Annotated in this window: 16 protein-coding genes; 8 read left to right on the plus strand and 8 right to left on the minus strand. The window is 69.9% G+C overall.

Annotated elements, in window-relative coordinates; all coding sequences use genetic code 11:
* Window positions 1-241: 241 nt before the first annotated feature.
* Complete coding sequence (locus AC507J_RS04165) at window positions 242-3,295, minus strand: AfsR/SARP family transcriptional regulator (protein ID WP_496287713.1); 3,054 nt, start codon at window positions 3,293-3,295, stop codon at window positions 242-244.
* 469 nt (window positions 3,296-3,764) lie between these two features.
* Here AC507J_RS04165 and AC507J_RS04170 point away from each other — a divergent pair, with 469 nt between their 5' ends.
* The 5 genes from AC507J_RS04170 to AC507J_RS04190 all read left to right on the plus strand — a co-directional run bounded on the left by AC507J_RS04170 (window position 3,765) and on the right by AC507J_RS04190 (window position 8,871).
* On the plus strand, window positions 3,765-6,275 hold the full coding sequence (locus tag AC507J_RS04170; RefSeq protein ID WP_496287714.1) for a putative bifunctional diguanylate cyclase/phosphodiesterase: 2,511 nt from the start codon (window positions 3,765-3,767) through the stop codon (window positions 6,273-6,275).
* Window positions 6,276-6,288: 13 nt separating this feature from the next.
* Window positions 6,289-7,617, plus strand: a complete 1,329-nt coding sequence (locus AC507J_RS04175; protein WP_496287715.1) for a glycosyltransferase 87 family protein — start codon at window positions 6,289-6,291, stop codon at window positions 7,615-7,617.
* Complete coding sequence (locus AC507J_RS04180) at window positions 7,614-8,246, plus strand: phosphoribosyltransferase (protein ID WP_496287716.1); 633 nt, start codon at window positions 7,614-7,616, stop codon at window positions 8,244-8,246. The genes AC507J_RS04175 and AC507J_RS04180 overlap by 4 nt, the downstream gene beginning before the upstream one ends.
* Window positions 8,247-8,265: 19 nt before the next feature.
* Complete coding sequence (locus tag AC507J_RS04185; RefSeq protein WP_496287717.1) at window positions 8,266-8,652, plus strand: TFIIB-type zinc ribbon-containing protein; 387 nt, start codon at window positions 8,266-8,268, stop codon at window positions 8,650-8,652.
* 87 nt (window positions 8,653-8,739) lie between these two features.
* On the plus strand, window positions 8,740-8,871 hold the full coding sequence (locus tag AC507J_RS04190) for a hypothetical protein (RefSeq protein WP_496287718.1): 132 nt from the start codon (window positions 8,740-8,742) through the stop codon (window positions 8,869-8,871).
* 79 nt (window positions 8,872-8,950) lie between these two features.
* On the opposite strand, the gene dnaB is transcribed toward AC507J_RS04190, so the two are convergent.
* Window positions 8,951-11,557 carry a replicative DNA helicase gene (dnaB, locus tag AC507J_RS04195; protein ID WP_496287904.1) on the minus strand — a complete coding sequence of 869 codons (2,607 nt, stop codon included), beginning with the start codon at window positions 11,555-11,557 and terminating at the stop codon, window positions 8,951-8,953.
* 410 nt (window positions 11,558-11,967) lie between these two features.
* Between dnaB and AC507J_RS04200 the strand changes: the two genes are divergently transcribed.
* Complete coding sequence (locus AC507J_RS04200; RefSeq protein WP_496287719.1) at window positions 11,968-13,716, plus strand: hypothetical protein; 1,749 nt, start codon at window positions 11,968-11,970, stop codon at window positions 13,714-13,716.
* Between the two features lie 73 nt (window positions 13,717-13,789).
* Here the strand turns inward: AC507J_RS04200 and rplI are convergent, their stop codons facing one another.
* The 4 genes from rplI to rpsF form a co-directional block, all read right to left on the minus strand.
* Complete coding sequence (gene rplI / locus AC507J_RS04205; protein ID WP_496287720.1) at window positions 13,790-14,236, minus strand: 50S ribosomal protein L9; 447 nt, start codon at window positions 14,234-14,236, stop codon at window positions 13,790-13,792.
* Between the two features lie 14 nt (window positions 14,237-14,250).
* On the minus strand, window positions 14,251-14,490 hold the full coding sequence (gene rpsR / locus AC507J_RS04210; protein WP_007073789.1) for a 30S ribosomal protein S18: 240 nt from the start codon (window positions 14,488-14,490) through the stop codon (window positions 14,251-14,253).
* Window positions 14,491-14,531: 41 nt separating this feature from the next.
* Complete coding sequence (locus AC507J_RS04215; RefSeq protein WP_496287721.1) at window positions 14,532-15,044, minus strand: single-stranded DNA-binding protein; 513 nt, start codon at window positions 15,042-15,044, stop codon at window positions 14,532-14,534.
* A gap of 97 nt (window positions 15,045-15,141) precedes the next feature.
* Entirely contained in the window at window positions 15,142-15,432 is a 291-nt protein-coding gene (rpsF, locus tag AC507J_RS04220) for a 30S ribosomal protein S6 (RefSeq protein WP_013736576.1), read from the minus strand.
* A gap of 553 nt (window positions 15,433-15,985) precedes the next feature.
* Between rpsF and AC507J_RS04225 the strand changes: the two genes are divergently transcribed.
* The gene (locus AC507J_RS04225) at window positions 15,986-16,777 is read left to right on the plus strand and encodes a deoxyribonuclease IV (RefSeq protein ID WP_496287722.1); all 792 of its coding nucleotides are present in this window, start codon (window positions 15,986-15,988) and stop codon (window positions 16,775-16,777) included.
* Window positions 16,774-19,092 carry a putative glycosyltransferase family protein gene (locus AC507J_RS04230; protein ID WP_496287723.1) on the plus strand — a complete coding sequence of 773 codons (2,319 nt, stop codon included), beginning with the start codon at window positions 16,774-16,776 and terminating at the stop codon, window positions 19,090-19,092. The genes AC507J_RS04225 and AC507J_RS04230 overlap by 4 nt, the downstream gene beginning before the upstream one ends.
* 22 nt (window positions 19,093-19,114) lie before the next feature.
* Here the strand turns inward: AC507J_RS04230 and AC507J_RS04235 are convergent, their stop codons facing one another.
* A complete protein-coding gene (locus AC507J_RS04235; RefSeq protein WP_496287724.1) occupies window positions 19,115-20,680 on the minus strand; it encodes a glycosyltransferase family 87 protein in 1,566 nt (521 codons plus the stop codon).
* 141 nt (window positions 20,681-20,821) lie between these two features.
* Entirely contained in the window at window positions 20,822-23,695 is a 2,874-nt protein-coding gene (locus AC507J_RS04240) for a transglycosylase domain-containing protein (RefSeq protein WP_496287725.1), read from the minus strand.
* Window positions 23,696-23,725 lie beyond the last annotated feature (30 nt).

The raw sequence follows: 23,725 nt of genomic DNA on the forward strand, positions 1-23,725 counted from the left end.
CGGGTACGACGAAGCCGGCCGGAGTGTTCGGAGAGGCGACACGCGACCGTGCCGCCCCTGCCGTGTACCCGGCCCGCCGTCAGGTGGCTGAGGGCACCTGACGACGGCGTCGCCCTGGAGATCCGACGACAGCCGGATCTCCCCCCGTGGGCGTACCGGCGAACGTTACCGACCGCGGCGATAAGAAATCGATAAGGAGCGCGTCCTCGCGCGCATTCGCGGGCCAACGCGGATCGCCCGATCAGGAGTTTCGATGTCTGACAGGAACGGTTTCGGCCAGGCGGCGTTCGACCTCGAACCGCTCCGGCACCCCCATTCGGCGGAAGATCACCAGCGCCCGTTCCCAATGACGGCGGGCCTGCCCGGGATCGATGGCGAGAAAATGCTCGGCCAGCCCGGCCAGCGCCCGCCCCTGCTCGTACGCGCTGTCGATCCGAATCGCCTGAGAGAGCGCTCGCTCATGTGCCCGCATCGCCGACTCCCGGTCCCCGCCGACGGCCAGCGTCAGGCCGAGCTCGTTCAACACACCGCATTCCGCCTGCCGTTCGGCCGAGTCGACGATCACCTCCAGGGCCAGTTCGTGCTGCCGCCGCGCCTGCTCCAGCAGTCCCGCGTGGCGGTACGCGATTCCCATGACGTTGCGCGCGTCGGCCTCGCCGTAGCGGTGGCCGGTCCGGTCGTACAGGACCATGGCGGATCGCAGCAGACGCAGCGCCTTGAGGTGATCCCCCTGCCGAACCCGCACCGCAGCTATGTGCCCGAGCGCGTTGGCCATCTGGTAGCGGTCGCCTTCCACCCGAGCCCAGAACAGGTGGAGCCGATGCGCTCGCAGCGCCTCCGGGTAGCGCCCCATCGACGCCAGGGCGAGCCCGATGTTCGGCAGATGTATCCGGACCCGGTTGATGTACTTCAGCGGCAGGTCGCGCAACGCCTCCGCACCCAGCGCCGCGGCTCGCTCCAGATCACCCATCGCCCAGTAGACGACGCTGAGGTTGCCGCGGACCTTTGCGATTGCGAGCTTGTCGTTGGCCTTCTGACCGATGATCAGTGCAGCATCGAGGCACTTGATCGCCCGACGATACGAACCCGTCTTGGTCAACGCCGAAGCCAGATAATTGTTCATCGAAGCCATCGCCATCAGGTTTTCGGATCGCTCCGCAGCGGCGAGCCCCAATTCGTGGGTTCGTAGAATGTCCTCGAAATACCCGCGCACATAGAAAAAGCGCCACAGCACCCGGGCCATTCTCCAGGTGTAATCGTCGAATCCGTACTCCGCCGACATCTCGATCAGCAGTATCAGGTTGCTGCGTTCCCGTTCGAGCCAACCGATGTCGACGGCGCCGGGAGCGGGCAACAGATCCGGCCGCTCGGGTGCCGCACTACCCACGTCCTCCCGGACGTCCACGATCCGGTTCAGCGTCTCCCCGGCCCGCATCGAGAGGTGCAGCACGACATCGAAGAGGCTGGCCAGGCCGGCCCGCCGGGTTTCGGCGGGATCGCTCTCCAGGCACCGCTCCCGGGCATACTGGCGGACCAGATCGTGCATCCGGTGGCGACCGCTCTCCGACTCCTCCACCAGGTGCCGGTCGATCAGATCGTCGAGGATCTGGCCGGCCTTCGCGTGGGACAGCCCGGCCATCGCGGCGACCATCGTCACATCGAAGTAGCCGGCGTGCAGGCCGAGCAGCCGGAACACCCGCTTGGTCACCTCGTGCAGCGGCTCGTACGAGGCACCGAACGCCGAGGCGACGCTGCGGTCCCCCATGCCGAAGGTCGCCAGGTTCGGCTCCGCCACGGTCAACTGGCGCACCAGGTCGGCCAGTCGACGGCTGCGCCGATGCGCCAGGCGTGACCCGACCAGCCGGATCGCCAGCGGCAGATAACCGCAGCGACGCACGATCTCCGCGGCCGACTCGGGTTCGGCACGGACCCGGTCCGCCCCGGCACTGGCGGCCAGCAGCCGCAACCCCTCCTCGGGCGAGAGCACGGGTAGCGACTCGGGTGGCCCCACGTCCAGGTCGACCAGCCGTCGCCGGGAGGTGACCAGCACGACCGAGCAGGCGGCGACGGGCAGCAGCGGGACCACCTGCCGGCTGTCCGCCGCGTTGTCCAGCACGATGACCACCCGACGGGAGGAGAGTTCACGGCGCCAGAGCGCCAGACGTTCCTCCGGATCGATCGGAATCCGGCCGGCCGGTACGCCCAACTGGCGCAGCAGGGCCACCAGGGCGCTGGCCGGCTCGACCAGGTTGTCGTCCTGGTGGCCCCGCAGATCGATGTAGAGCTGGCCGTCCGGGTACCACTTCCGCAGGTGCCGGGCCACGTGCACGGCGAGGGTGGTCTTGCCGCTGCCCGGCATCCCGTCGATCAGGTGGATCACCGGCTGCGTCCCATCGGCGGCCCGAGTCTTGGCGACCATCCGGTCCACCACGTCGGCCCGGCCGACGAAGTCGGCCACCGGCCTGGGTAGCCAGTCCCACTCATGCCGGCCGGGCAGCGGCGCACCGGTCGCCGGTGGCCCGGGCTCGTCCTTCCCACCGACGGGCTGCCGGGGTGCGTGCTCGACCAACTCCTGGTACAGCTGCCGAAGATCCGCACCCGGCTCCACGCCGAGTTCGGCGGCGATGGCGCGAGCGGCCGAGCGGTAGACGGCGATCGCGCCGGCAACGTCGCCGCGGCGACTCAGCGCCCGCATCAGCAGGAGCAGCAACGGTTCCCGGAACGGCTGGGCCGCCACCACGCTGCGCAGCAGCGGGATCGCCTCGTCGACCTGGTCCGTCTCGATGGCGATGCCGGCGGAGAGTTCGACGGCCAGCAGGTACTGCTCCTGCGCGGCGGCCACCTGGGCGGTCAGGTACGGACCGAGCGGAATCCCGGCGAGGGGCGGCCCGATCCACCGGGACATCGCCCGACCCAGGATCGACCGCACCGCTTCCACCTGCCCGGCAGCGGCCAGGCGCCGGGCCTGCCCCAGTTGATCGAGGAAACCGAACAGGTCCACCTCGTGCGCGGCGACGTCCAGGCGGTAGCCGTTGCCCTGCCGGACGAGGACACCCTTGCCGGTGTCGTGCGCCTCGAAGGCACGCCGCAGGTTTGCGGCGTACGTCCGGACGTTGGGTACCGCCGAACGGGGTGGGCCGCTCGGCCAGATCTCGTCGACCAACTCCTCCATCGCAGCTGTCCGCCCTGGTCGCATCGCCAGCATGGCCAGCACGGTGCGCTGCTTCGGCGTGCCCAGGTCGATCCGTGATCCGTCGGACGACACTCGAAGGCCGCCAAGCATCTCGATCTTCACATTCCCCGGGCTCCTGTCAGGGAGAGCATTTCGGTGGTCGCACCTTAACAATGCGCAGCCAACCCGGCAGCTGACAACAAACACTCCGTGCGACGGTGGCGCCAACCCTCTTTCAGTACGACAATCCGCGGTGACGGTGTGCCGTGAATTGCATGAACCGGGTACCACCACAGGGAAGGCGCCGGACGACCCCTATCTCCGATGCGCTCCGCACATCTCGCTACGACAGAACGTTATGAATAGTCACCCTATTGGCTAATTCTGCGTATTGTCACATTTATTCTGGCTTGACCGACCTGCCACGACTTAACGTCTTTCTCGTCACCGCAGGAAATCTCCTCGGAGAACTGGGGCTTGAGATTCAAGGAGGCTGGCATGCGCGGCAACGACTGGGGATGATCTGTTTCTCGGGACTTCGGGCTGCCGACGGTAGGCTGTCACCACGGTGGAGTCGGCCGTCAGGAGTGGCATGATCCATCTCTTGAAACGAGACAATGAGACCGATCGGCGGCTCACGCTGCTAGTCGGTCTCGTCGTCGTGGTCGCGGCCGCGGCGGTGATCGCCTCAAGCCTGGTGGCGTCCGCCGCACCCCTGACCACGCCCCTCAACGAACTCTCCGCGCTTGCGATGTTGATCTTCTTGAGTGCCGTCGGCACCCTGGTCAACACGCCCATCCGGATCAGGTCCACCAAGCACCTGATCAGCTGGAACGAGACCGCACTGGTCATCGCCCTGGCCCTCGCGCCGACCTCGTGGGTGGTGCTCTGCACCGCAGCGGGGGTGGCCCTGGCCTCCCTGCAACTGCCGCCGATCAAGCTCGCCTTCGGCGTCGGGAAGAACGTCCTGATGGCCGTCGGCGCCGGCGTCGCCCTCGACGCCACCGGCTGGGAAGGCCTCGCCGGCCACCCGTGGCAACTGATCGCACCACTCGCGGTGGCCTATTTCGTCGCCGTCCTGCTCGACGAGATCCTCGCGATCCCCGTGATCGCCCTCGCCTCCGGCACCCCCATCTCCCAGAGCTTCCGCAACAACCTCGACCTCAGGGTCGCGGGCTACGTCGTACGCTTCTGCGTCGCCGTCGGCAGCCTGCTCATCCTCCAGGCCGACCCCCGGCTCCTGCTCGCCGTGCCACCGCTCGTGCTCAGCCTGCACCTCGCCTACTCCACCCGGGTCCGCGGCCGCACCGAACAGCAGGCGTGGCAGCGACTCGCCCAGACCACCGACGCACTCAACGTCGTCGAGCTGGACGCGGTACTCACCACCGCGGTCACCCGGGCCGCCGAACTCTTCTCCGCCGACGAGGTGGAGGTGGAACTCCGCGACGGCAGGCGCCTCGTCCGCGGCGGCTCCGACGGCGTCGACTACGACGGGCCGGCCGGCGGCGCACCGGCCGCGCCGGGCGCCGTCGTCTCCGCCCGCCTCGAAGGGCACGACAGGTCCGTCGACGTGGGCGTGCTGCGGCTGCGCTTCCAAAACCCGGTGCAACTCAACGAACGAGAGCACTACACGCTGCACACCTTCGCCTCGGCGCTCTGCACCGCGGTACGCAACGCCCAGGCGTACGCCGAACTCGCCCGGGTGGCCCAGGCCCACGCGCACGCCGCGGCACACGACGCCCTCACCGGCCTGGCGAACCGACGCCACCTGCTCGACGAGGGCAACGAACAACTGCACAACCGGCACGCCGACGGAGTCACCGCGCTGGTGCTGATCGACCTGAACCACTTCAAGGAGGTCAACGACACCCTCGGGCACGCCGCCGGCGACCAGACGCTGGTCCAGGTCGCCGAACGACTACGCGCCGCCGCCCGCGCCGGCGACCTGGTAGCCCGACTCGGCGGCGACGAATTCGCCGTACTCCTACGCGCCCTGCCCGCCCCCGCGGTAGCCGCACACCGAGCCGAGACCCTGCTGGCCGCGCTGCACGAGCCGTTCGACATCGACGGCATGCGGATCAGCGTCGAGGCCAGCGGCGGCATCGCCATCGCTCCGTCCGCCGGTGGCATGGTCGAACTGCTACGCCGCGCCGACGTCGCGATGTACCAGGCCAAACGCGCCGGCCAGCGGATCGCCACCTACCTGCCGGCCCGAGACACCGCCGACCTCGGCCGGCTCACGCTCGGCGGCGAACTACCCCGCGCCGTGGCCGACCAGGAGTTCACGGTGAACTTCCAGCCGATCGTCGACCTCGGCACCGGCGAGGTCATCGCGGCCGAGGCACTGGCCCGGTGGCGCCACCCCACCCACGGCATGATCGACCCGCTGCGCTTCCTGGAGGCGGTCGAACGCTCCGGGCTGCTGCCCGCGTTCGCCGAGGCGATCCTCGACCAGGCGCTGATCGCCGCCGGCACCTGGCGCGACGCCGGCTTCGACGTCCCGGTGGCGGTGAACGTCTCCCCACGCAGCCTGCTCGACGCCCGATTCCCCAGCGCCGTCCTGGCCCGCCTGCACACCCACCACCTGCCCCCCGACCGGCTGGTGCTGGAGCTGACCGAGACCCTCACCCTCAGCCAACTCGACGTCGTCGACCAGGTACTCACCCGGCTACGCGAATCCGGCGTCCGGCTCGCCCTCGACGACTTCGGCACCGGCTACTCCTCACTCTCCCTGCTCTCCCGCATCCCGGTGCACCAGCTCAAGATCGATCGGAGCTTCGTCACCGCGATGGAGTCCTCCACCGAAGCCGCCGCCATCGTCCGCTCCACTCTCGATCTCGGCCGCAGCCTCGACCTGGCGGTGGTCGCCGAAGGAGTGGAACGCGAGGCCCAGCGCCACGCCCTCTGGGAACTCGGCTGCACCGCCGGCCAGGGCCACCTCTTCGCCCGACCACTGGCCGCCGGGGCGCTGCTCGCGGCACTCCACCGGGGCGCCGGCGGCCGGCCCGGCGTACTCGCCACCCCGCTGCACGACGCCGGGGCGGTGGTCCGGCTACCCCCCGGCCGCCGACCGGGGTCCCGCAACCGCCACCAGCCGGCCTGACACACTCAACCGGATGCGCACCGCCACCGCGACCGACCTCCGCCCCCGCTGGTGGCACCGGATCGACACCACCGCCGGCGGCCTCCCGCTCGACCTCGGCCTCTACGCCACCTCGGCCGCCTTCGCGGCGATCACCGCCGCCACCTCCACCCTCACCCCGCACCGCGCCTGGGGAGCCATCGCCGCGTTGGGCTACCTCGCCGCCACACTCGCCGCAGCCAGCCAACTCCTGCTGCGTCGCCACCGGCCGGCGTCCCCGCTCGTCGGCGTACCGGCCCGCTGGCTGGTCACCGCCCTCGCCTTCACCGGCGCCGTCCTGCTGCCCCTGATCGCGCAGGCCGCGCAACGCGCCGCCGGACGGACCGACCGGGCCCAGGAGGAGGTACTCGTCGTCGAGGAGTCCGGACGGCGCCTGCTGGAAAGCGGCACGCCCTACCTCGGACCGGACGCGATCGCCGCGCTACCCCCCGACGACCAGCTCCTCGGCTACACCCCCTACCAGCCGGGCATGGCACTGTTCGGGCTACCCCGCGCCCTGGCCGACACCTGGTGGACCGACGCCCGGGTCTGGTTCACCGTCGGCACCGTGCTGGTCCTCCTCCTCGCCGTCCGCCTGCTGCGGCACCCCACGACCACCACCGCCGACCCGAACCGGCACGACGCACTGCTGCTCCGGGCCACGCAGGCCGCCACCGTACTGCCGATCTGCGCACTCACCCTGGCCACCGGCGGCGACGACCTACCCGTACTCGCGCTCTGCCTGCTGGCCCTCGCCTTCGCCGCCACCGCACGTCCCGGCCGCGCCGGCATCGCCGTCGGGCTGGCCGGCGCCCTCAAGCTCTTCGCCTGGCCGGTGGCGCTCGTACTGATCGTCTGGGGCATCACCCGCCGAGCCGGCCTGCGGGTCACGGCCGGCGCGCTCGGGCTACCCGCCGCCGCCCTGCTGCCCACCCTGCTGGTCGACGCCGAAGCGCTTGTGGAGAACGTGCTGCGCTTCCCGCTCGGGCACGGCCTGGTCGCCAGCCCGGCGCAGTCACCCTTCCCCGGGCACCTGATCGCCAGCACCCTGCCGGCCGGCCGCGCTGTCGCCGGGGCGCTGCTGATCGGCGCCGGGCTGATGATCGCCGTTCAACTCGTCCGCCGCCCGCCCCGCACCGCCCACGCGGTGTCGCTGATCTGCGGGTACGGGCTCCTCGCGGCCATCCTGCTGATGCCCACCACCCGCTTCGGCTACCTGCTGTACCCGATCGCGTTCCTGCTCTGGGCGCCCGCGCTGGCACATTCCGGGATCCGGCAACCGGCGAGCGAAGACGGCCTACGGGGCGTAGACCTGAAGGCATGACCACTTACCGCGACCGAGCCGATGCGGGCCGGGCGCTCGCCGACCGGCTGACCGCACTGATCGGCGAACCGGATGTCGTCGTACTCGGGCTGGTACGCGGCGGCGTCCCCGTGGCCCGGGTCGTCGCCGAACGTCTCGGCGTGCCGCTGGACGTCCTGGTGGTTCGCAAGCTCGGCATGCCACTGGCCCCGGAGGTCGCCTTCGGGGCATTGGGCCCCGGCGGCGTACGCGTCCTCAACGACGCCGTCGCCGGGCAGGTCGACCCGGAGGACATCGCCGAGGTCCAGCGCCGCGAGCAGGCAGAGCTGGACCGGCGGGAACGCCTCTACCGAGCCGGCCGCCCACCGCTGGACCTGACCGGCCGCACCGCCGTCATCGTCGACGACGGTCTCGCCACCGGCGCGAGCGCCCGCGCGGCCGTCCAGGTCGCCCGCCGACTCGGGGCCAACCGCGTGGTGGTCGCCGTCCCGGTCGGCTCCGAGGAGGCGTACGAGATGCTCGCCGCCGAGGCCGACCAGGTGATCTGCGCCCAACGACCACCCACCTTCGGTGCGGTCGGGGCGTACTACGACGACTTCCACGAGGTTTCCGACGAGGAGGTGACGGCCGCGCTGGCCGCTACCGGATGAGCCGACCAGGTACCTTCGGGTGATGAGCCTGACCTGTCCCAAGTGTCACGGAGAAATGCGCCAGTACGAGCGCAGCGGCGTCGTCATCGACCAGTGTGGCGAATGCCGAGGCATCTTCCTCGACCGCGGCGAGCTGGAGAAGCTGTTCGAAGCGGAGGCCAACTGGACCGCCCAGCAGGCCCCGCCGCCCGCAGCCCAGCACGCCGCGCCCCAGGGCGGCTACCAGCCGCCGCCCGCACCCGCGCCACACCAGCCCGGCTACGGTGCCGTACCGCCACCGCCACCCCCGGCGCACGGCTACCCGGCACCGGCACCGGCGTACGGCCACAGCCAGCAGCACTACGGCTACCACGGCCACTACCGTCGCAAGAAGCGTAAGAGCTTCCTGGATGACATGTTCGGCTGAGCCGAACCGGCGACCGGGCCGCCACACCGGCCGGCCCGGTCACCCAACACCCTCACCGTGCGGCCCCCGAGCCGGCGGTCGCCAGGTGTGGCACCCCGCCGACCGTCCTATTGGGACGACCACGAGTACCTGCTCAAGGCCACCGGGTTTCACGCACTCACCGAACCGGAACGCCGGCAACTCGACCACCTGACCGACCGCTTCCCGGTGCTCGGCTGAGGACTCGCTGAGGCTTAGCGCATGCCGTATTGGCCCGCCTCCGCTATCTGGTCCGGCGACAACCGGTTTTCGAATCGGCTCACACGATTGCCATGTCCACGAATCTCGACAGGTGTAGCTGGGCTGCCACGGTCACCGTGTCGGTCGGACCATTCCTGTGTTTGGCGATTATAAAATCCGCTTCCCCGGCCCGCGGCGACTCTTTGTCATAATAGTCGTCACGGTGCAGAAGGATGACAACGTCGGCATCCTGTTCTATAGACCCCGATTCACGCAGATCGGACAATTGGGGGCGCTTGTCGGTGCGCTGCTCGGGGCCACGGTTCAGCTGACTGACCGCGATCACCGGGCACTCGACCTCCTTGGCCAGCAGCTTGAGGCCCCGGGACAGGTCCGCGACCTCCTGCTGCCGACTCTCGGTGCGCTTCGGCGAGGTCATCAGCTGGAGATAGTCGACGACGATCAGCTTGAGATCGTGGCGCTGCTTGAGCCGGCGGGCCTTGGCCCGGATCTCCATCAGGTTCATGCTCGGCGTGTCGTCGACGAAGAGCGGGGCCTCACTGATCTCGCCCATGCAGCGGGCCAGCTTCGTCCAGTCGTCGTCGGAGAGTTGCCCACTACGCAGCACGTGCAGGGGCACCCGCGCCTCGGCCGAGAGCAGCCGCATGACGATCTCGACCTTGCTCATCTCCAGCGAGAAAATCGCCGCCGCCTGGTTCGCCCTGATAGCGGCGTTGCGAGCGAAATCCATGCTCGCGGTGCTGTTGTGCGTCGGAATCATTGACCGACCGGCCAGGTACAGGTGGTCCTCGTTGTCGACGGTCACGCAGCGGACCGGGACGCTCGGTACTGGACGAACATCAACGATGTACCGGCTGCCGGTCCGGGCGCTGCTGTCACTCCGACGCGCCAGGTGAACCTCGCGCTTCCGCGACAGGCCGAACACCTCGTCCGTTGTCGTGAAGTTCAGGGTGTATGCGACGGAGGACTCGGAGGTTCCGCCCTGCACGACCTTTCGGGTTACTGAACACCGATACCCCAGGCTGACGACCAGCTCGTATACGTCGTCTGCCAGCCTCAGGGCGGTCGTGGTGAACTGCACGTTGCCCGACGCGCCGACGGTGCCGTCGGTGTCAAGCAGTCCAGCGAGAAGCGAGCGGCGCTGTCGCTCACTGGCGCGAAGGTACTGGCGGGGAATGTGCTTGTGGTTCAGCACGCCGGCTGACCGCAGTAGCTCCGCTAGTGAACGCGGCTGGCCGCAGCAGCGAGGGCAATCGCTGCGGCCGACGCACCCGCATTCGCGTACGGGCGAGATCGAGTACAGCAGTGGCATGGCCTTCGACTGCTCGGTGCGGAACCCATCCTGCTCGATCAGTCGCAGAATCTCCGGGTCGGCGGTCGTTATCCGGCTTCCCGCACTGTGCCCGTCCCCGAGCCACGCACCCAGCGTGTAGGGCGCGACCGGAAGGAGCCGTTCCGGCAGCTGGATGGGCTTGGCGTTCACGACGGCGTGGTTCGGTCGGCGGTCAGTGGTCTGCGTCCTGAGCGTGGCCAGGATCTGCTCAGTGGTCACCACCTCGGACCGCCGTGCAACCACTATGGCTGTGTCCCGACCCGCTACTCGGTTCAGAAGCGTGCCATACGGGTCGCGCACAGAGTAGACGCGGGCGGCAGGGCCAGCCGCGAGGCGACGCACTTTGTGCACGGCTTCCGGTGACCAGTTGAAGGTGCGGGGGGCTCCGGCGACACCCTGCGGCATGGCCCTGGTTGTCGTCTTCCACAGGTGCTCGGCATCAGCGACGATTGTCGACCCGTCAGAGAACTCAACTTCATAGCAGGGGCGGTCATAGCGTGTCTCGAAGGCATCGGTGACGGTCGTGGGCAGGCCATCAGCGCCGAGAAGCTGATCGCCCACCTGCACTTCACCCATGGTGGTCCAGCCGGTTGGGGTCGGCAGCGGTGTATCGAGCGCCAGCGCCTTGCCGAGGCCGGGCCGCCCCGCCACGATGATCAACTGACCGGCGTGCAGGCCGTTGAGCAGGCGGTCCAGGTCGGTGAAGCCGGTTGGTACGCCGGTCATCACGCCGCCCTGGGCACCGACCGCCTCGATCTCGTCGAGGGTCGGCTGGAGCATGTCGGCGAGTACGGCGAAGTCCTCGCTGACCCGGCGCTCGGTCACGTCGTAGACGGCCTGCTGGGCCAGGTCGACGACGTCGTCGACGTCGCGGCTGCCACCACCGCCGGTGCCGTAGCCGAGCTGCACGATCCGGGTGCCGGCCTCGACCAGCCGCCGCAGCACGGCCCGCTCGCTGACGATGCGGGCGTAGTAGGCCGCGTTCGCGGCGGTCGGCACGCTCGCGATCAGCGTGTGCAGGTAGGGCGCGCCACCGATCCGGGCCAGGTCGCCGGAGTCCGCCAGGGCTGCCGCGACGGTGATCGCGTCGGCCGGTTCACCCCGGCCGTAGATCTCCAGGATGATGTCGAAGATGGTGGCGTGCACCGGCCGGTAGAAGTCGTTGGTCTTGAGGATCTCGACGACGTCGGCGATGGCGTCCTTGGACAGCAGCATGCCGCCGAGAACGCACTGCTCGGCGGCGACGTCCTGGGGTGGCGTCTTGTCGAACTGGCCGTCGCGGGGTGGCGGTCCGGAGGGCGGCCCACCACCCGGGAACGACTCCGTCCGCATGTCGTCGGTGACCGACACCCGGGCCCCCCTCCACTGCGTCGGATCGGTTCCAGGCTTATCGCCCGCGTGCGACAACGTCGACCGTCCGCGTCGATCGGGGGCCATCGGGCGGCCGGTCGGGGGCTAACCATACGGAACCCGAGGTCAGCCACTCAACCAGGGCGGTGGATGAGCCTCGGGACAACCTGTGGATGCCGGTGGGTGAAGGTGTGGGCAGGCTGTGCACAGGGTGTGGATAACCGATGGGGAATTTGGCCTCACACGTCGCTGACCTGGGCAGGTACTATCCCCATGCTGTGGACGTAACTTTCGAGTAGGGCTTTGTCCTGATAGTCCCGTAGGATCTGTGCTCTACGGCTACACCTGGACAGCGGATTGCGCTTTCGGTTGAGAAGGGTCACGCTCCGGCCGTGAGTTACCGGGACTGGGCACGCGGGGAGGATGGCCCGCGCGAGCGACGGTGGGCCGATCCCGTCGACCAGTCCCCGGACGAGCGTTACGAGTCATCCGCTGAGCGTTACCGCACCCCGAGCCGTCGCCGCGCCATCGAGCGCGGCCAGGATGAGCCGGAGGAGTCGTACCTGCCGCGCTGGGCGCTGGAGTCGGGCGTACGCAGCGTCGACGGTGGCGGCCGGCACGCTGCCCCGGACGACGATGACGAGGCCGAACGCCCGCGTTATGCGGGCAGTCGGCGCTCGACCGAGACCAGTTGGGCCGAGCGGGCCGCGGATGCCGAGAGCCCGCGCAGCCGCCGGGCGGCCGACACCGGAGCGAGCCGAGGCCGGCGTGCGGCCGAGCCGAGTTGGCGCGACTCGGCTGCGGAGCCGGTGTCCGACCACACTCGGGAGTGGACCTTCGACCGCCCTCAGGAAGAGGGGTACGTCGGTAGCCGCCGGGCCGAGGAGGACGATCCGGTCTCCGGGGTGGCGCCACGGAGCCGCCCCCGTCGGGCGCAGTCCCGCCGCCGCCAGGTGACCTGGTCGGGTCTGGAGGATGAGGGGCAGCAGGAGGCTGACGCGGAGCCAGCCGCCGAGTCGCCCACGCGGCGTCGCCGACGCGCGGTGGAGCCGGCCGCCGAGCCGGCGGTGGACCCGTGGGAGCGGTCGGCGGAACCCTGGGAGCGGTCGGCTGAGTCGCGCAGCCGTACGCGGCCGGAGAGCCGGCCGGCGGTGGACCCGTGGGATGCTTCTGGCCTGCAGGCCTGGCAGCAACCCGCTGGTGTCGATCGGCGCGCCGAAGCGGAACCCGCCGATCCCTGGGACGCCGACAGCACGAGCCAGTGGTTGCGGGCGACCGACGCGGACCAGTGGATCGAGCCTGATCGGACCGGTCAGTGGCTCCAGCCCGACGCCGACGTGACCGGTCAGTGGCTCCAGCCCGACGCCGAGGTCACCGGTCAGTGGGACCGGGACGGCGAGACGGCCGGGCGGGGCCGGCAGCAGGAGTCCTATCGGCGCTCCGGCCCGGACCGGTGGGATCGTACGGAGCCGCCGCGTTCGAGTGCGACGTCCGGTGCGGGGCAGTGGTCCTGGGCGGAGCCGGCCGAACCGGAACCGGCGCGGGAGGGCTTCTGGCCGGGGACCCGGCTGGCCGGGGACGATCCGCGTTGGGTTGACGCGAGTGCGTCGGCGCCGCGCTCCCCGGTGGTCGGTTACACGGCGCCGCGTCCGCGCGCGGCGCCCCGGCGGCGGGCGGCCTCTCCGGCACCGCCGGCCCGGCCGGTCGGTATTGCGGCCGTGCGGCGGGGAATCGAGGCGGTCGGTGCCGGCAGTTGGAACCGTCGCCTGGAGGACGACCTGCTCGACCCGGATCCGGGGGGTCCGTGGCTGCCGCTGCTCTACACGGCGGCGTGTTATGTCCTGCCGGCGATGGTGATCTTCGTCTGGCTGTTGACGCTCGACGGCACGCCGCCGGCGGGATGCGTGACGGACATCAGCGGCGGTGGGTGTGATTCGCAGCGGGCCCGGGCGTTCGGTGCGATGGTGGCCGGGATACCGCGTTTCGGGCTGGCGCTGGCGAGCAGCCTGGTGGTCGCGATGCTGTTGCGAAGGGTGGGTACGACCTGGAAGTCGACCACGATCGCGCTCGCTGCGGCGGTGGTCGGTGGCGGTCTGTCCACCGTGATGATCAGTGCGGTGACGGGTCAGCCGATCGGCTGACCCGCCGGTCGGGACGCGAGCGGGCCCGCACCGATGGATGGTGCGGGCCCGGTCACGTGCGGTCGGCGGGGGTTCAGCCCTGCACGACGTTGAGGTTGAAGGTGGCCGTCACCTCGGGGTGCAGCTTGATCCGCACCGGGTGCGTACCGACCGACTTGATGTGGCCGCCCAGCTCCAGCCGGCGCCGGTCCAGCGACGGACCACCGGCGGCCTTGACGGCGTCGACGATCTCGGCCGAGGTGACCGAGCCGAAGAGCCGACCACCGTCGCCGGCGCGGGCCTTCAGGTTGACCTTGAGGCCCTCGAGCTGGCCCTTCACCTCGTTGGCGTGGTCGAGGTCGCGGATCTCACGGGCAGAGCGGGCCCGCTTGATGAGCGTGACCTGCTTTTCCGCGCCCTTGGTCCAGGCGATCGCGAAGCCCTGCGGAAGCAGGTAGTTACGGCCGTAGCCGTTCTTGACCTCGACGATGTCGCCCGGGGCACCGAGCCCGGACACCTCCTGAGTCAGGATGATCTTCATGTCGGTGCGTCCTCTCAGCGGGCCGTCGCGGTGTACGGCAGGAGCGCCATCTCACGGGCGTTCTTGACCGCACGGGCGATCTGCCGCTGCTGCTGCGAGGTAACGCCGGTCACCCGCCGAGCGCGGATCTTGCCGCGGTCGGAGATGAACTTGCGCAGCAGCGCGGTGTCCTTGTAATCGATATAGGTGATCCCGTCCTTGTCGAGCGGGTTCACCTTCTTCTTCGGCTTGCGCAGTGCCGCAGCCTTCGCCATTGCTCTTGCTCCTGGTTTACGATCACGGGCGCTCGGCGCCATTAGAACGGAGGCTCCTCGTCGAAGTTGCCGCCACCCGAACGGGCAGGGGCTGGTGCGGCCGAAGCCCAGGGGTCGTCGAAGTTTCCTCCGCCGCCGCCCTGGCCACCACCACCACCGCCACCGAAGCCGCCGCCACCGCCACCGGAGCGGGACATCTTCTGCACCTTCGCCGTGGCGTAGCGCAGCGACGGGCCGATCTCGTCGACCTCCAGCTCGATGACGGTGCGCTTCTCACCCTCGCGAGTCTCGTAGGACCGCTGGCGCAGCCGGCCCGACACGATCACGCGGGCACCGCGCTGCAACGACTCCGCCACGTGCTCCGCGGCCTGACGCCAGACGGTGCACGAGAGGAACAGAGGCTCGCCGTCCTTCCACTCGTTGGACTGCCGGTCCATGTACCGGGGCGTCGAGGCGACCCGGAACTTGGCGACGGCCGCCCCCGAGGGGGTGAACCGCAACTCGGGGTCATCGGTCAGGTTGCCGATGACCGTGATGGTGGTGTCTCCTGCCATGACCAACTCCTCGCGCGCTCATCCGTTCCGCCGTACAGGTTCTCAGAACCCTCCGACAGCAGTGATGAGGCTGTTCCGGTGGGGCCGGGGTGGATTGCTAGCGCATCTCCGGCCGGATGACCTTGGTGCGCAGCACGGACTCGTTGAGGCGGAGCTGACGGTCCAGCTCGGCCACGGCCTCCGGCGTCGCCTGGAGGTCGACCACGGCGTAGATGCCCTCGGCCTTTTTGTTGATCTCGTACGCGAGGCGCCGGCGGCCCCACACGTCGGTCTTCTCCACCGAGCCACCCGCGGTCCGGATCACGTTCAGGTACGTGTCGAGCGACGGGGCGACGGTGCGCTCCTCGAGGCTGGGGTCGAGGATCACCATGATCTCGTAATGACGCAAGACGTGCTCACCTCCTGTGGGCTAAGCGGCCACGGTCCTTCCGTGGCAGGAGGTCGTGCGTCGTGGCCCATCCCGTTCCGGTGGACCCGGTCCCGGGGACGGACAACCGGACCAGGATACCCGGCCCGGACGATCACCAGCAGCGAGGTGACGGGCGCAGCGAATCCGGGGGCCCGGGACGACGTCGCTGTCGACCCGGGCCCCCGGATGGCATGACCGCGGGGCGCCTCGTCCGCATTCCTTGGGTGGGACCTGGGGAGGAACGACCACACCGATGAGGTTGGACCAGAGACGCCCCGCGGAGCTTTATCACGTTGTTACCTGACGTTATCGCGAAAGCAGGCGGACGATGGGGCAAACCCAAAAATTACCGACAATATTCTCGACCGTCCCAGACCTGTCGATCCGGACGCGGCCCCCTTCGACGGGCCGGAACACCGGGCGTACCTGTTGTCGGATCCACAGGTATCAACGACTTCGGTCGGGTGTGGTGACGCGAGCGGCACGGCAGGCGTCACCCCGGCTGTCGCCCACGCGACGTAGGCTCGCCTGCATGCGTATCGGAGCCCACGTCGATCCCACGGACCCGCTCGCGGAGGCGACCGCCCGTGCCGCCGACGCCGTGCAGTTCTTCCTCTCTGACCCGCAGGGTTGGAAGGCACCGCAGCCCCGGGCGGACGCGGAACGGCTGCGCACCGCGGCCGTGGACATCTACGTGCACGCGCCGTACGTGGTGAACGTAGCCACAGGCAACAACCGCATCCGGATCCCGAGCCGGAAGCTGCTGCTCGCGCACGCGAAAGCGGCGGCGGCCATCGGCGCCAAGGGGCTGGTGGTGCATGGCGGGCACGTCAGTTCCGGCGACGACCCCGGCACCGGGTTCGACAACTGGCGAAAGGCCCTGGCGTACGCAGAGGAGTCGGGCGGCTTCGGGCTGCCGGTGCTGATCGAGAACACCGCCGGCGGCGAGAACGCCTGCGCACGCCGGCTGGACGCGCTCGCCCAACTGTGGGACGCCATCGGTGACCATCAGGTCGGCTTCTGTCTCGACACCTGCCATGCCCATGCGGGTGGGGAGGAGCTCCTCGGTCTGGTCGACCGGGTGAAGGCGATCACCGGGCGGATCGACCTGATCCACGCCAACAACTCCAAGGACGGCTTCGGGTCGGGTCGCGACCGGCACGACAACCTGCGCGGCGGGACCATCGACCCGGAACTGGTGGTGGCGGTGATCCGGGCGGCGGGGGCGCCGGTCATCGTCGAGACGCCCGGCGGTGCCACAGGGCAGAGCGGCGACATCGACTTCCTGCGGGGACAGCTCGGCGGGGAGACGTCGGCGCGATGAGGAGGGGCAAGACCGGCGGCGACCGGGACAGCGCGGGCGCGGTCAGCGAGGAGAAGTCCGACCAGAGCAGCGAACCCGACAGCGACGCCAGGAACGGGCGAGCGGCCAACCAGGACGATCCGAAGGACGCCACCGCCGACAGCGGCGCGACCACCGTGGCCCCGGCCGACAAGACCGGCGGAGACGGCAAGGGTCAGACCGGCGAGGGCCGAACCGCCACCGCCGACAAGACCGCGGCCGGTAAGGCCGAGGACCGCGAGACCGAAGACAGCAAGACCGAAGACAGCAAGACCAAGAACGGCAAGACCGAGAACAGCAAGGCCGAGGCTGGCAAGGCCGAGGCTGGCAAGGCCGAGGCTGGCAAGGCCGAGGCTGGCAAGGCCGAGGCTGGCAAGGATGCGGGCGACGGAGACGGCAAGGACGGAACCGCGGCGGCCACGGTCGGCAAGGACAAGGCTGGGCGATGGTGGCGGCGTCGGCCTGGCCGGAGCGTCGGCCAGGCCGACAAGAGCGGGGAGAAGGACCCGGCGGACGGCGCCGAGAAGGATCCCTGGGCCTCCTTCGGGCCGGCTCCCGACCCGGTGCCGACCTGGTACGGGCGGACAGCCCGACGGTTCGGCCGGCTCCTGATCCACGAGTGGACCCTGGCCGCCCTCGGCTCGCTCGCGCTGGCCGTGCTGATGACCTGGCCCACGCTGCGCTACGCCCGGCACACGCTGCCGCAGGACTACTGGGACCCGAGCCTCCAGGCGTGGCAGATGGCCTGGTCCGGGCACATCCTGCTGACCGACCCCAGCCAGCTGTGGCACGCGAACGCGTTCTACCCGGAACGCTGGAGCTTCGCCTTCTCCGACACGCTGCTCGGCTACGCGCCGGCCGGCATGATCGGTGTTGGGCCGGAGGCGGCGCTCGTCCGCTACAACATCATGTTCGTACTGGCGCACGCGCTCGCCACGTTCGGCGCGTACGTGCTGGCGCGGCAGCTCGGGGCGGGCCGGATCGGCTCCGCCGTGGCGGGGGCCAGCTACGCGTACGCGCCGTGGCTGCTGGCTCAGGCCGGTCACCTGCACATCATCTCCAACGGTGGCATCCCGCTGGCGCTGGCCATGCTCGCTCGTGGGCACGGCTGGTCGCTGCGGCACGGCTACCGGCCCGAGCGCCGGCACGAGGGCTGGGTCTACACCGGTTGGCTCGTGGCGACCTGGCAGCTCAGCCTCGGCTTCGGCATCGGCCTGCCGTTCGCGTACTTCCTCGCCGGTGCGGTGCTCGTAAGCGTCGTCGTCTGGTACGCGAAGCGGATCTTCTGGCGGGTGAAGCGGCCCTTCGGTCAGCGTCTCTTCGCCGCCGACGTGATCGGCGGTCTGATCTTCGCCGGGGCCGGCGTGCTGCTGGCCATGCCGTACTTCACCGTCACCCACCTGCATCCGCACGCGGAACGCAGCATCGACGACGTCGCCGTCTTCTCGCCACCGGTCAGCGGTTTCGTCACCGCCCCGGCGGAATCCCGCATCTGGGGCGGCCTGCACGAGGGCGCCCGCTCGCTGCTGCCCTGGCATCCGGAGATGACCCTGCTACCCGGCTTCGTGCTCTACGCGCTCGCCGCCGGTGGCCTGTTCTTCTCGATCTGGAAGCTCCGCCACCGCCTGCTGCTGCTCGCCGGCGTGCTGGTGACGATGACGCTGTCCATGGGCACCGAGTTCTTCGGCGGTCGCTTCACCTACACGCCGCTCTTCGACTACCTGCCGGGTTGGTCCGCCATCCGGACGCCGGGACGGCTCATGCTCTGGGCCACCCTCCTGCTCGGGCTGCTCGCGGCCGGCGCGGTCGCGGCGTTCGCCGAGCGGGTCCGGGAGATCTCCGCCGAACGGATCCCCGCCTGGCCGAGCCCGTGGCTGCGTCTGGCCACCCTGGTCCCGCTGCTGCTGGTCATCGCCGAGGGGACCAACACCACTCCGCACCCGGTGGTGCCACCGCAGCCGGCCGCCATGCGTACGGTCGACGGTCCGTTGCTGGTACTGCCCAGCGGGCAGAACCATGACCAACCGGTGATGCTCTGGTCAACGACGCGGTTCCAACAGGTCGTCAACGGGGGCAGCGGCTTTACCCCTCGCCAACTGGACGACGTACGCCGGGTCACGATGGCCTTCCCCGACCAGGCCAGCGTCGACTACCTGCGCACCCTCGGCGTCCACAACGTGTTGGTGCTGCGCGACCGGATCGCCGGCACGCCGTGGGAGACAAGCATCAACGCGCCGGTGGAGGCGTTGGGCATCACCCGCGAGGAACTCGGCTCGGTCGTCGTGTTCCGTCTCTAGCGGATCCGGTCGGCGGCCGGCATCAGGTGGCGGCGGCGGGGGTCGGGGTCGGCGCGTTGGTCGCGCGCCGGGCCCGCCATCGCTCCAGCCAGGGCGCATCGGGGCTGCCGTCGAAGAGGCCGCCGTCCGGGTCGTCGGGGTAGGTGCGACGGACCGCGTCGCGCTCCGGGTGCAGGATCTCCTGTACGACCAGCACGCAGAGCGCCACCACCGTGGCCAGTCGCAGGCTGGCGGCCAGCACGAACACGCCCTCCGGGAAGACCGGGGTACCGGTCGAGGTGCCGAGCAGTTCGCCGTAGAAGGCGACGAAGTAGCCGACTTCGGCTGCCTGCCAGGCGAGGAAGGCACCCCACTTGGGTCGGGCGAGCACCAGCAGCGGCAGCAGCCAGAGCACGAACTGCTGCGACCAGACCTTGCTGAAGATCAGGAAGGCAGCGACCACCAGGAAGGCGAGCTGGGCGAGCCGGGGCCGGCGCGGGGCGAGCAGCGCGAGCAGGCCGATGCCGAGGCAGGCCAGCCCGAAGAGCGCGTACGACACCCAGTTGAGAGTGGGGATGTTGGCGTCGAGCCACTGGAACGGCCCCTGGCTGGCGGGGTCGCCGACCTTGCCGTCCAGGTAGCGGCCGATGTACCAGAGGGTGCCCCAGTCGATCGGGCGGGTGGTGTTGAGCTCGAAGAAGCGGCCCCAGTTCTCCCGGTACGGGATCGCCACCGGCAGGTTCACCGCCACCACCGTCACTGCGGCGGTGATGATGGGCAGGATGCCGGCCCAGACCCGCCCGGTGCGGATCGCCAGCACCAGGATCGGGCCGAGGATGAACAGCGGCCACATCTTCGCCGCACCGCCGAGCCCGAGCAGCACTCCGGCCAGGGCGACCATCACCATCCCGGCGTTGCCTGGCGGCGGTCCTCCGCTCAGTCGCGCCCCCAGTCCCCTTCCGGTACGCGCCCAGGCCAGCAGCCCGAACGCGGCCAGCCCGATGGCGAGCAGGTCCCAGTTGACGGTGGCCGTGACCAGCAGCGCGGGCGACAGGGCGAAGAGCGCGGCGTCCCACGGCCGCCGGCGGCGCAACGCGAGCAGCGCCGCGACCGTGGCCACCGCCAGCGCGCCGAGCACAAGGAAGTTGAGGTTGTAGAACCACTGCCCCTGGTTGATCTCGGGGTTACCCTCGCCGACCGAGTGCACCGGCAGGCCGAGCGCCCCCATGAAGTACCCGGTGAGCACCGGGTACTCCACCGGGTGGTCCCGGTACGGCACCGCGCCCTGGTGGAGGTTCTCGGCGTAGTAGAGCGCCAGTACGTCGGTGTAGCAGAACCGTGTGTACTGCTCGTTGTCCGTCCAGGCACCGTCCTGGCAGGGTGACTTCTGCACCCAGTGCAGGACCAGGGTCAGGCACGTCAACGCCAGGACGATCCGCGCGGCGGTCCAGAACCGGCGGGCCACCCCGCTGGGCAGATCGCGGGCGATCGCGTGGTCGCCCAGCGGGCCACCGATCAGCCCGGAGAGTCCTCGGACGAAGCCGTCGGACCGGGACGGGTGATCGAGAACATCCGGTCCATCGATGCCTGGCGTCGACTGCGTGCTCATGACCGTGCATCCTGCCGTATCAACTGACCGGGCAGAAGCGGAAACCACCACCAACGCGGGATCGTCCCGAACCGTGGTGGCGTACGCGAAAAGCCGCGGGCGGCCGGACCTGACGTCCGGCCGCCCGCGGCCTCGAAGGAACTAGTCCCGGTTGGTGGTCGCCGGTGGCAAAACTCCACCGCCGCCACCGCCACCGTCACCCGGCGGTGTGAAGGGGAAGCCGTCGCCCGGGTTGCCGGGGCCGTTGTTGCCCTGACCGCCGCCGTTGTTGCCGCCGTTGTTGTTGCCGCCACCGTTGTTGCCGCCGTTGTTGCCGCCGCCGAGCTGGCAGAGGAGATCGGTCGGCTCACACTGCTGGCCGTTGTTCGGCGGAGGCGGCGGAGCCGGCGGCTCGCCGTTGCCGGCGTCCTTGTCCCCGACGCCGGTGACGCTGGGCAGTTCGGAGGGGTCGTAGTTCTTGAGCGCCTCGTCCATGTAGCGCTTCCACAGCTGCGCCGGCAGGCTGCCGCCGCTGATGTTCTTGCCGTTGCGGTCGACGATGGCCCGCTTCTTGTTGTCGCGGCTACCGATCCACACCGCGGTGGCCACGTTCCTGTCGTAGCCGACCATCCAGGCGTCCTGGTTCTTGCCGGTGTCGCCGAGCTGCCAGGTACCGGTCTTGCCGGCCACCTGGCGGTTGGACAGGCTGGCGTTGTTCTTGCCCGGGATCTCCTTGAGCACAGCGGTCACCTCGTCGGCGACCTCCGTCCGGATCACCTGCTTCGGATCGAGCTTCTCACCCGCGCCCTTGACCTTGTCCCACTTGCCGGTCTGCTTGTTCTGCTTCTCCACCACCCGCACGAAGTGCGCCTTGTTGTACTTGCCGCCGTTGGCGAGCGTGGCCAGACCGTTGGCGTGATCGAGCACGGTGACCGGGTACTGGCCGTAGGCGGCCACCCGGTCGAACTTGCTCGGCGCAAGCTCCTTCGGCTTGTTCTTCGTCAGGTCGTACGGCTTCAGGTTGTCGTCCCACATGGTGCGGATGCCGGCCCGCCGGGCCATGTCGATCACCTTGTCCGTGCCGATCTGATCCGCGATGTGGAAGAACGGCACGTTGTACGACTGGATCGTCGCCTCTTCCAGGGAACACCACTTGTTGCACTGCCCGCGTAGGTCCCGGTTGGCGTTGATGATCTCGTTGTCGTAGCCCTCCGGCTTGAACGGGGTGGCATCCCAGTGCGACTTCACCGAGATGCCGGCGTCGATGGCCGCGGCAAGGGTGTAGATCTTGAACGTCGAGCCGGCCGGGTGACCGCCGACGATGGCCCCGTTGGAGTCGGTGTTCATGCCCGCGTAGTCGTAGTCCGCGCCGCTGTTGCCGCCGTAGTAGGCGAGCACCCGGCCGGTCTTGGGCTCGACCGAGACCACCGCCGGCATCAGGTTCTTCGGCTGATCCGCCAGGAACGCTCCCTTGCGGCCGACCTGGGCCACTTCCTCAAGTGCCTTCTGCATCTTCGGGTCGATGGTGGTGGTGATCCGGTAACCACCCTCCCGCAACTCATCCACGCAGCTGGGCTTCTCCGGCGCGCCCGAGTTGGAGCAGAGGCCCCACTCCTCCATCTCCTTGCGGACGTAGTTGACCACGTTGCCGCTCGGGGTGGCGACGCCGAAGCCGTTGTCCTTCTTGACCTTCTCGACCTTCGGGTACTCGGTCGGGCGTTCCGGCTTGCCGGGGGCACCCAGCCAGCCCTCCTCGACCATGCCGTTGATGACGTACTCCCACCGGATCTTGGCGTCAGTTTCGTTGACGGCCGGGTCGTAACCCTGGTGGGTGGCGCTGGCGACCGGCTGCTTGATCAGCGCGGCGAGCACCGCGGCCTGTGCCGGGGTGAGCTTCTTGGTGGTGGTCTTGAAGTACGTCTGAGCCGCCGCCTCGATGCCGTACGCGCCCCGACCGAAGTAGATCACGTTGAGGTAGTTCTCCATGATCTGGTCTTTGGTGAAGTTGTCGTTCAGCTTGGAGGCGAGGATCGCCTCCTTCACCTTCCGGCCGTAGCTGTCGTCCTGAAGGTTCTCGTAGGCGTTGCGGGCGTACTGCTGGGTGATGGTCGAGGCACCCTGCCGGTCACCGCCGGAGAGGTTGTTCCAGGCGGCCCGGGCGATGCCCTTGTAGTCGACGCCGGAGTGCCGGTAGAAGTTGCGGTCCTCGGCGGCGGCGACGGCGTTGCGCACGTGCTCCGGAATGCTGTCGATGGTGACGAAGGTGCGGTTCTCGTTGCCGAGCTTCGCCACCGGCGTCTTGCCGTCCTTCATGTAGATGGTGGTGGAGAGCGGCAGCGGGATCTCCTTGGGCAGCACCACGTTTGTCGAGTAGTAGGTGAACCCGACCACGCCGATGCCGGCCAGCATGATGAAGACCGCGAAACCGGCGATCAGCATGTTCAGCCGCTTGCGCTTGCGGGCCCGGGCCACCGCGTTCGGGTCACGACCGCCGCGACCGGGTCCGGCCGGGCCGCCCGGCCCACCGGGCCCACCCGGTCCACCCGGCCCGCCGACACTCGCCCGGGCCACCGCAGCCCGACCGGGGGGACCGCCCACGGACGCCGACCCGACGCTGGCCCGGCCGGCGGAGGCCGCACCGACGGCGGCGGCACCGACCGAGGCCCGGCCGGGCGCCGGGCTCACCGGCACCGACGCGCGACCGCCCCGTCCGGGCGCTGGAGACACCGGCACCGAGGCCCGGCCGGGTGCCGCCGGGGAGACCGGCACCGAGGCGCGGCCCGGCCCGGCCCGGCCCGCCGAGGCCGATCCGGCTGCGGGCCCGCCATACGGCGGCACGCTCGCCGAGCCACCGACCGATGCTCGCCCGCCGACCGATGCGCGGGCCGATGGGCCGGCGCTCGCCGACCCGTTCGACCAGTTGACTCCGCGCGGATCACCATCCGGGCGACGGTACGCGTCGCCCGCCGGCCCGTCGTCCTGGCCCGGAATCCGGGCCCGGCCGCGCGAGGAGCTGGGATCACCGTACGAGTTCATTCCTCACACCCTGCCGTCGCGGTGGGGCAC

This window comes from Micromonospora sp. PRAS1 (genome assembly GCF_059553435.1).

Coding starts and splice junctions, on each gene's coding strand:
- AC507J_RS04170 (WP_496287714.1), top strand. CDS start 3,765: ATGATCCATCTCTTGAAACGAGACAATGAGACCGATCGGCGGCTCACG.
- AC507J_RS04175 (WP_496287715.1), top strand. CDS start 6,289: ATGCGCACCGCCACCGCGACCGACCTCCGCCCCCGCTGGTGGCACCGG.
- AC507J_RS04180 (WP_496287716.1), top strand. CDS start 7,614: ATGACCACTTACCGCGACCGAGCCGATGCGGGCCGGGCGCTCGCCGAC.
- dnaB (WP_496287904.1), bottom strand. CDS start 11,557: ATGCGGACGGAGTCGTTCCCGGGTGGTGGGCCGCCCTCCGGACCGCCA.
- rplI (WP_496287720.1), bottom strand. CDS start 14,236: ATGAAGATCATCCTGACTCAGGAGGTGTCCGGGCTCGGTGCCCCGGGC.
- rpsR (WP_007073789.1), bottom strand. CDS start 14,490: ATGGCGAAGGCTGCGGCACTGCGCAAGCCGAAGAAGAAGGTGAACCCG.
- AC507J_RS04215 (WP_496287721.1), bottom strand. CDS start 15,044: ATGGCAGGAGACACCACCATCACGGTCATCGGCAACCTGACCGATGAC.
- AC507J_RS04225 (WP_496287722.1), top strand. CDS start 15,986: ATGCGTATCGGAGCCCACGTCGATCCCACGGACCCGCTCGCGGAGGCG.
- AC507J_RS04230 (WP_496287723.1), top strand. CDS start 16,774: ATGAGGAGGGGCAAGACCGGCGGCGACCGGGACAGCGCGGGCGCGGTC.
- AC507J_RS04235 (WP_496287724.1), bottom strand. CDS start 20,680: ATGAGCACGCAGTCGACGCCAGGCATCGATGGACCGGATGTTCTCGAT.
- AC507J_RS04240 (WP_496287725.1), bottom strand. CDS start 23,695: ATGAACTCGTACGGTGATCCCAGCTCCTCGCGCGGCCGGGCCCGGATT.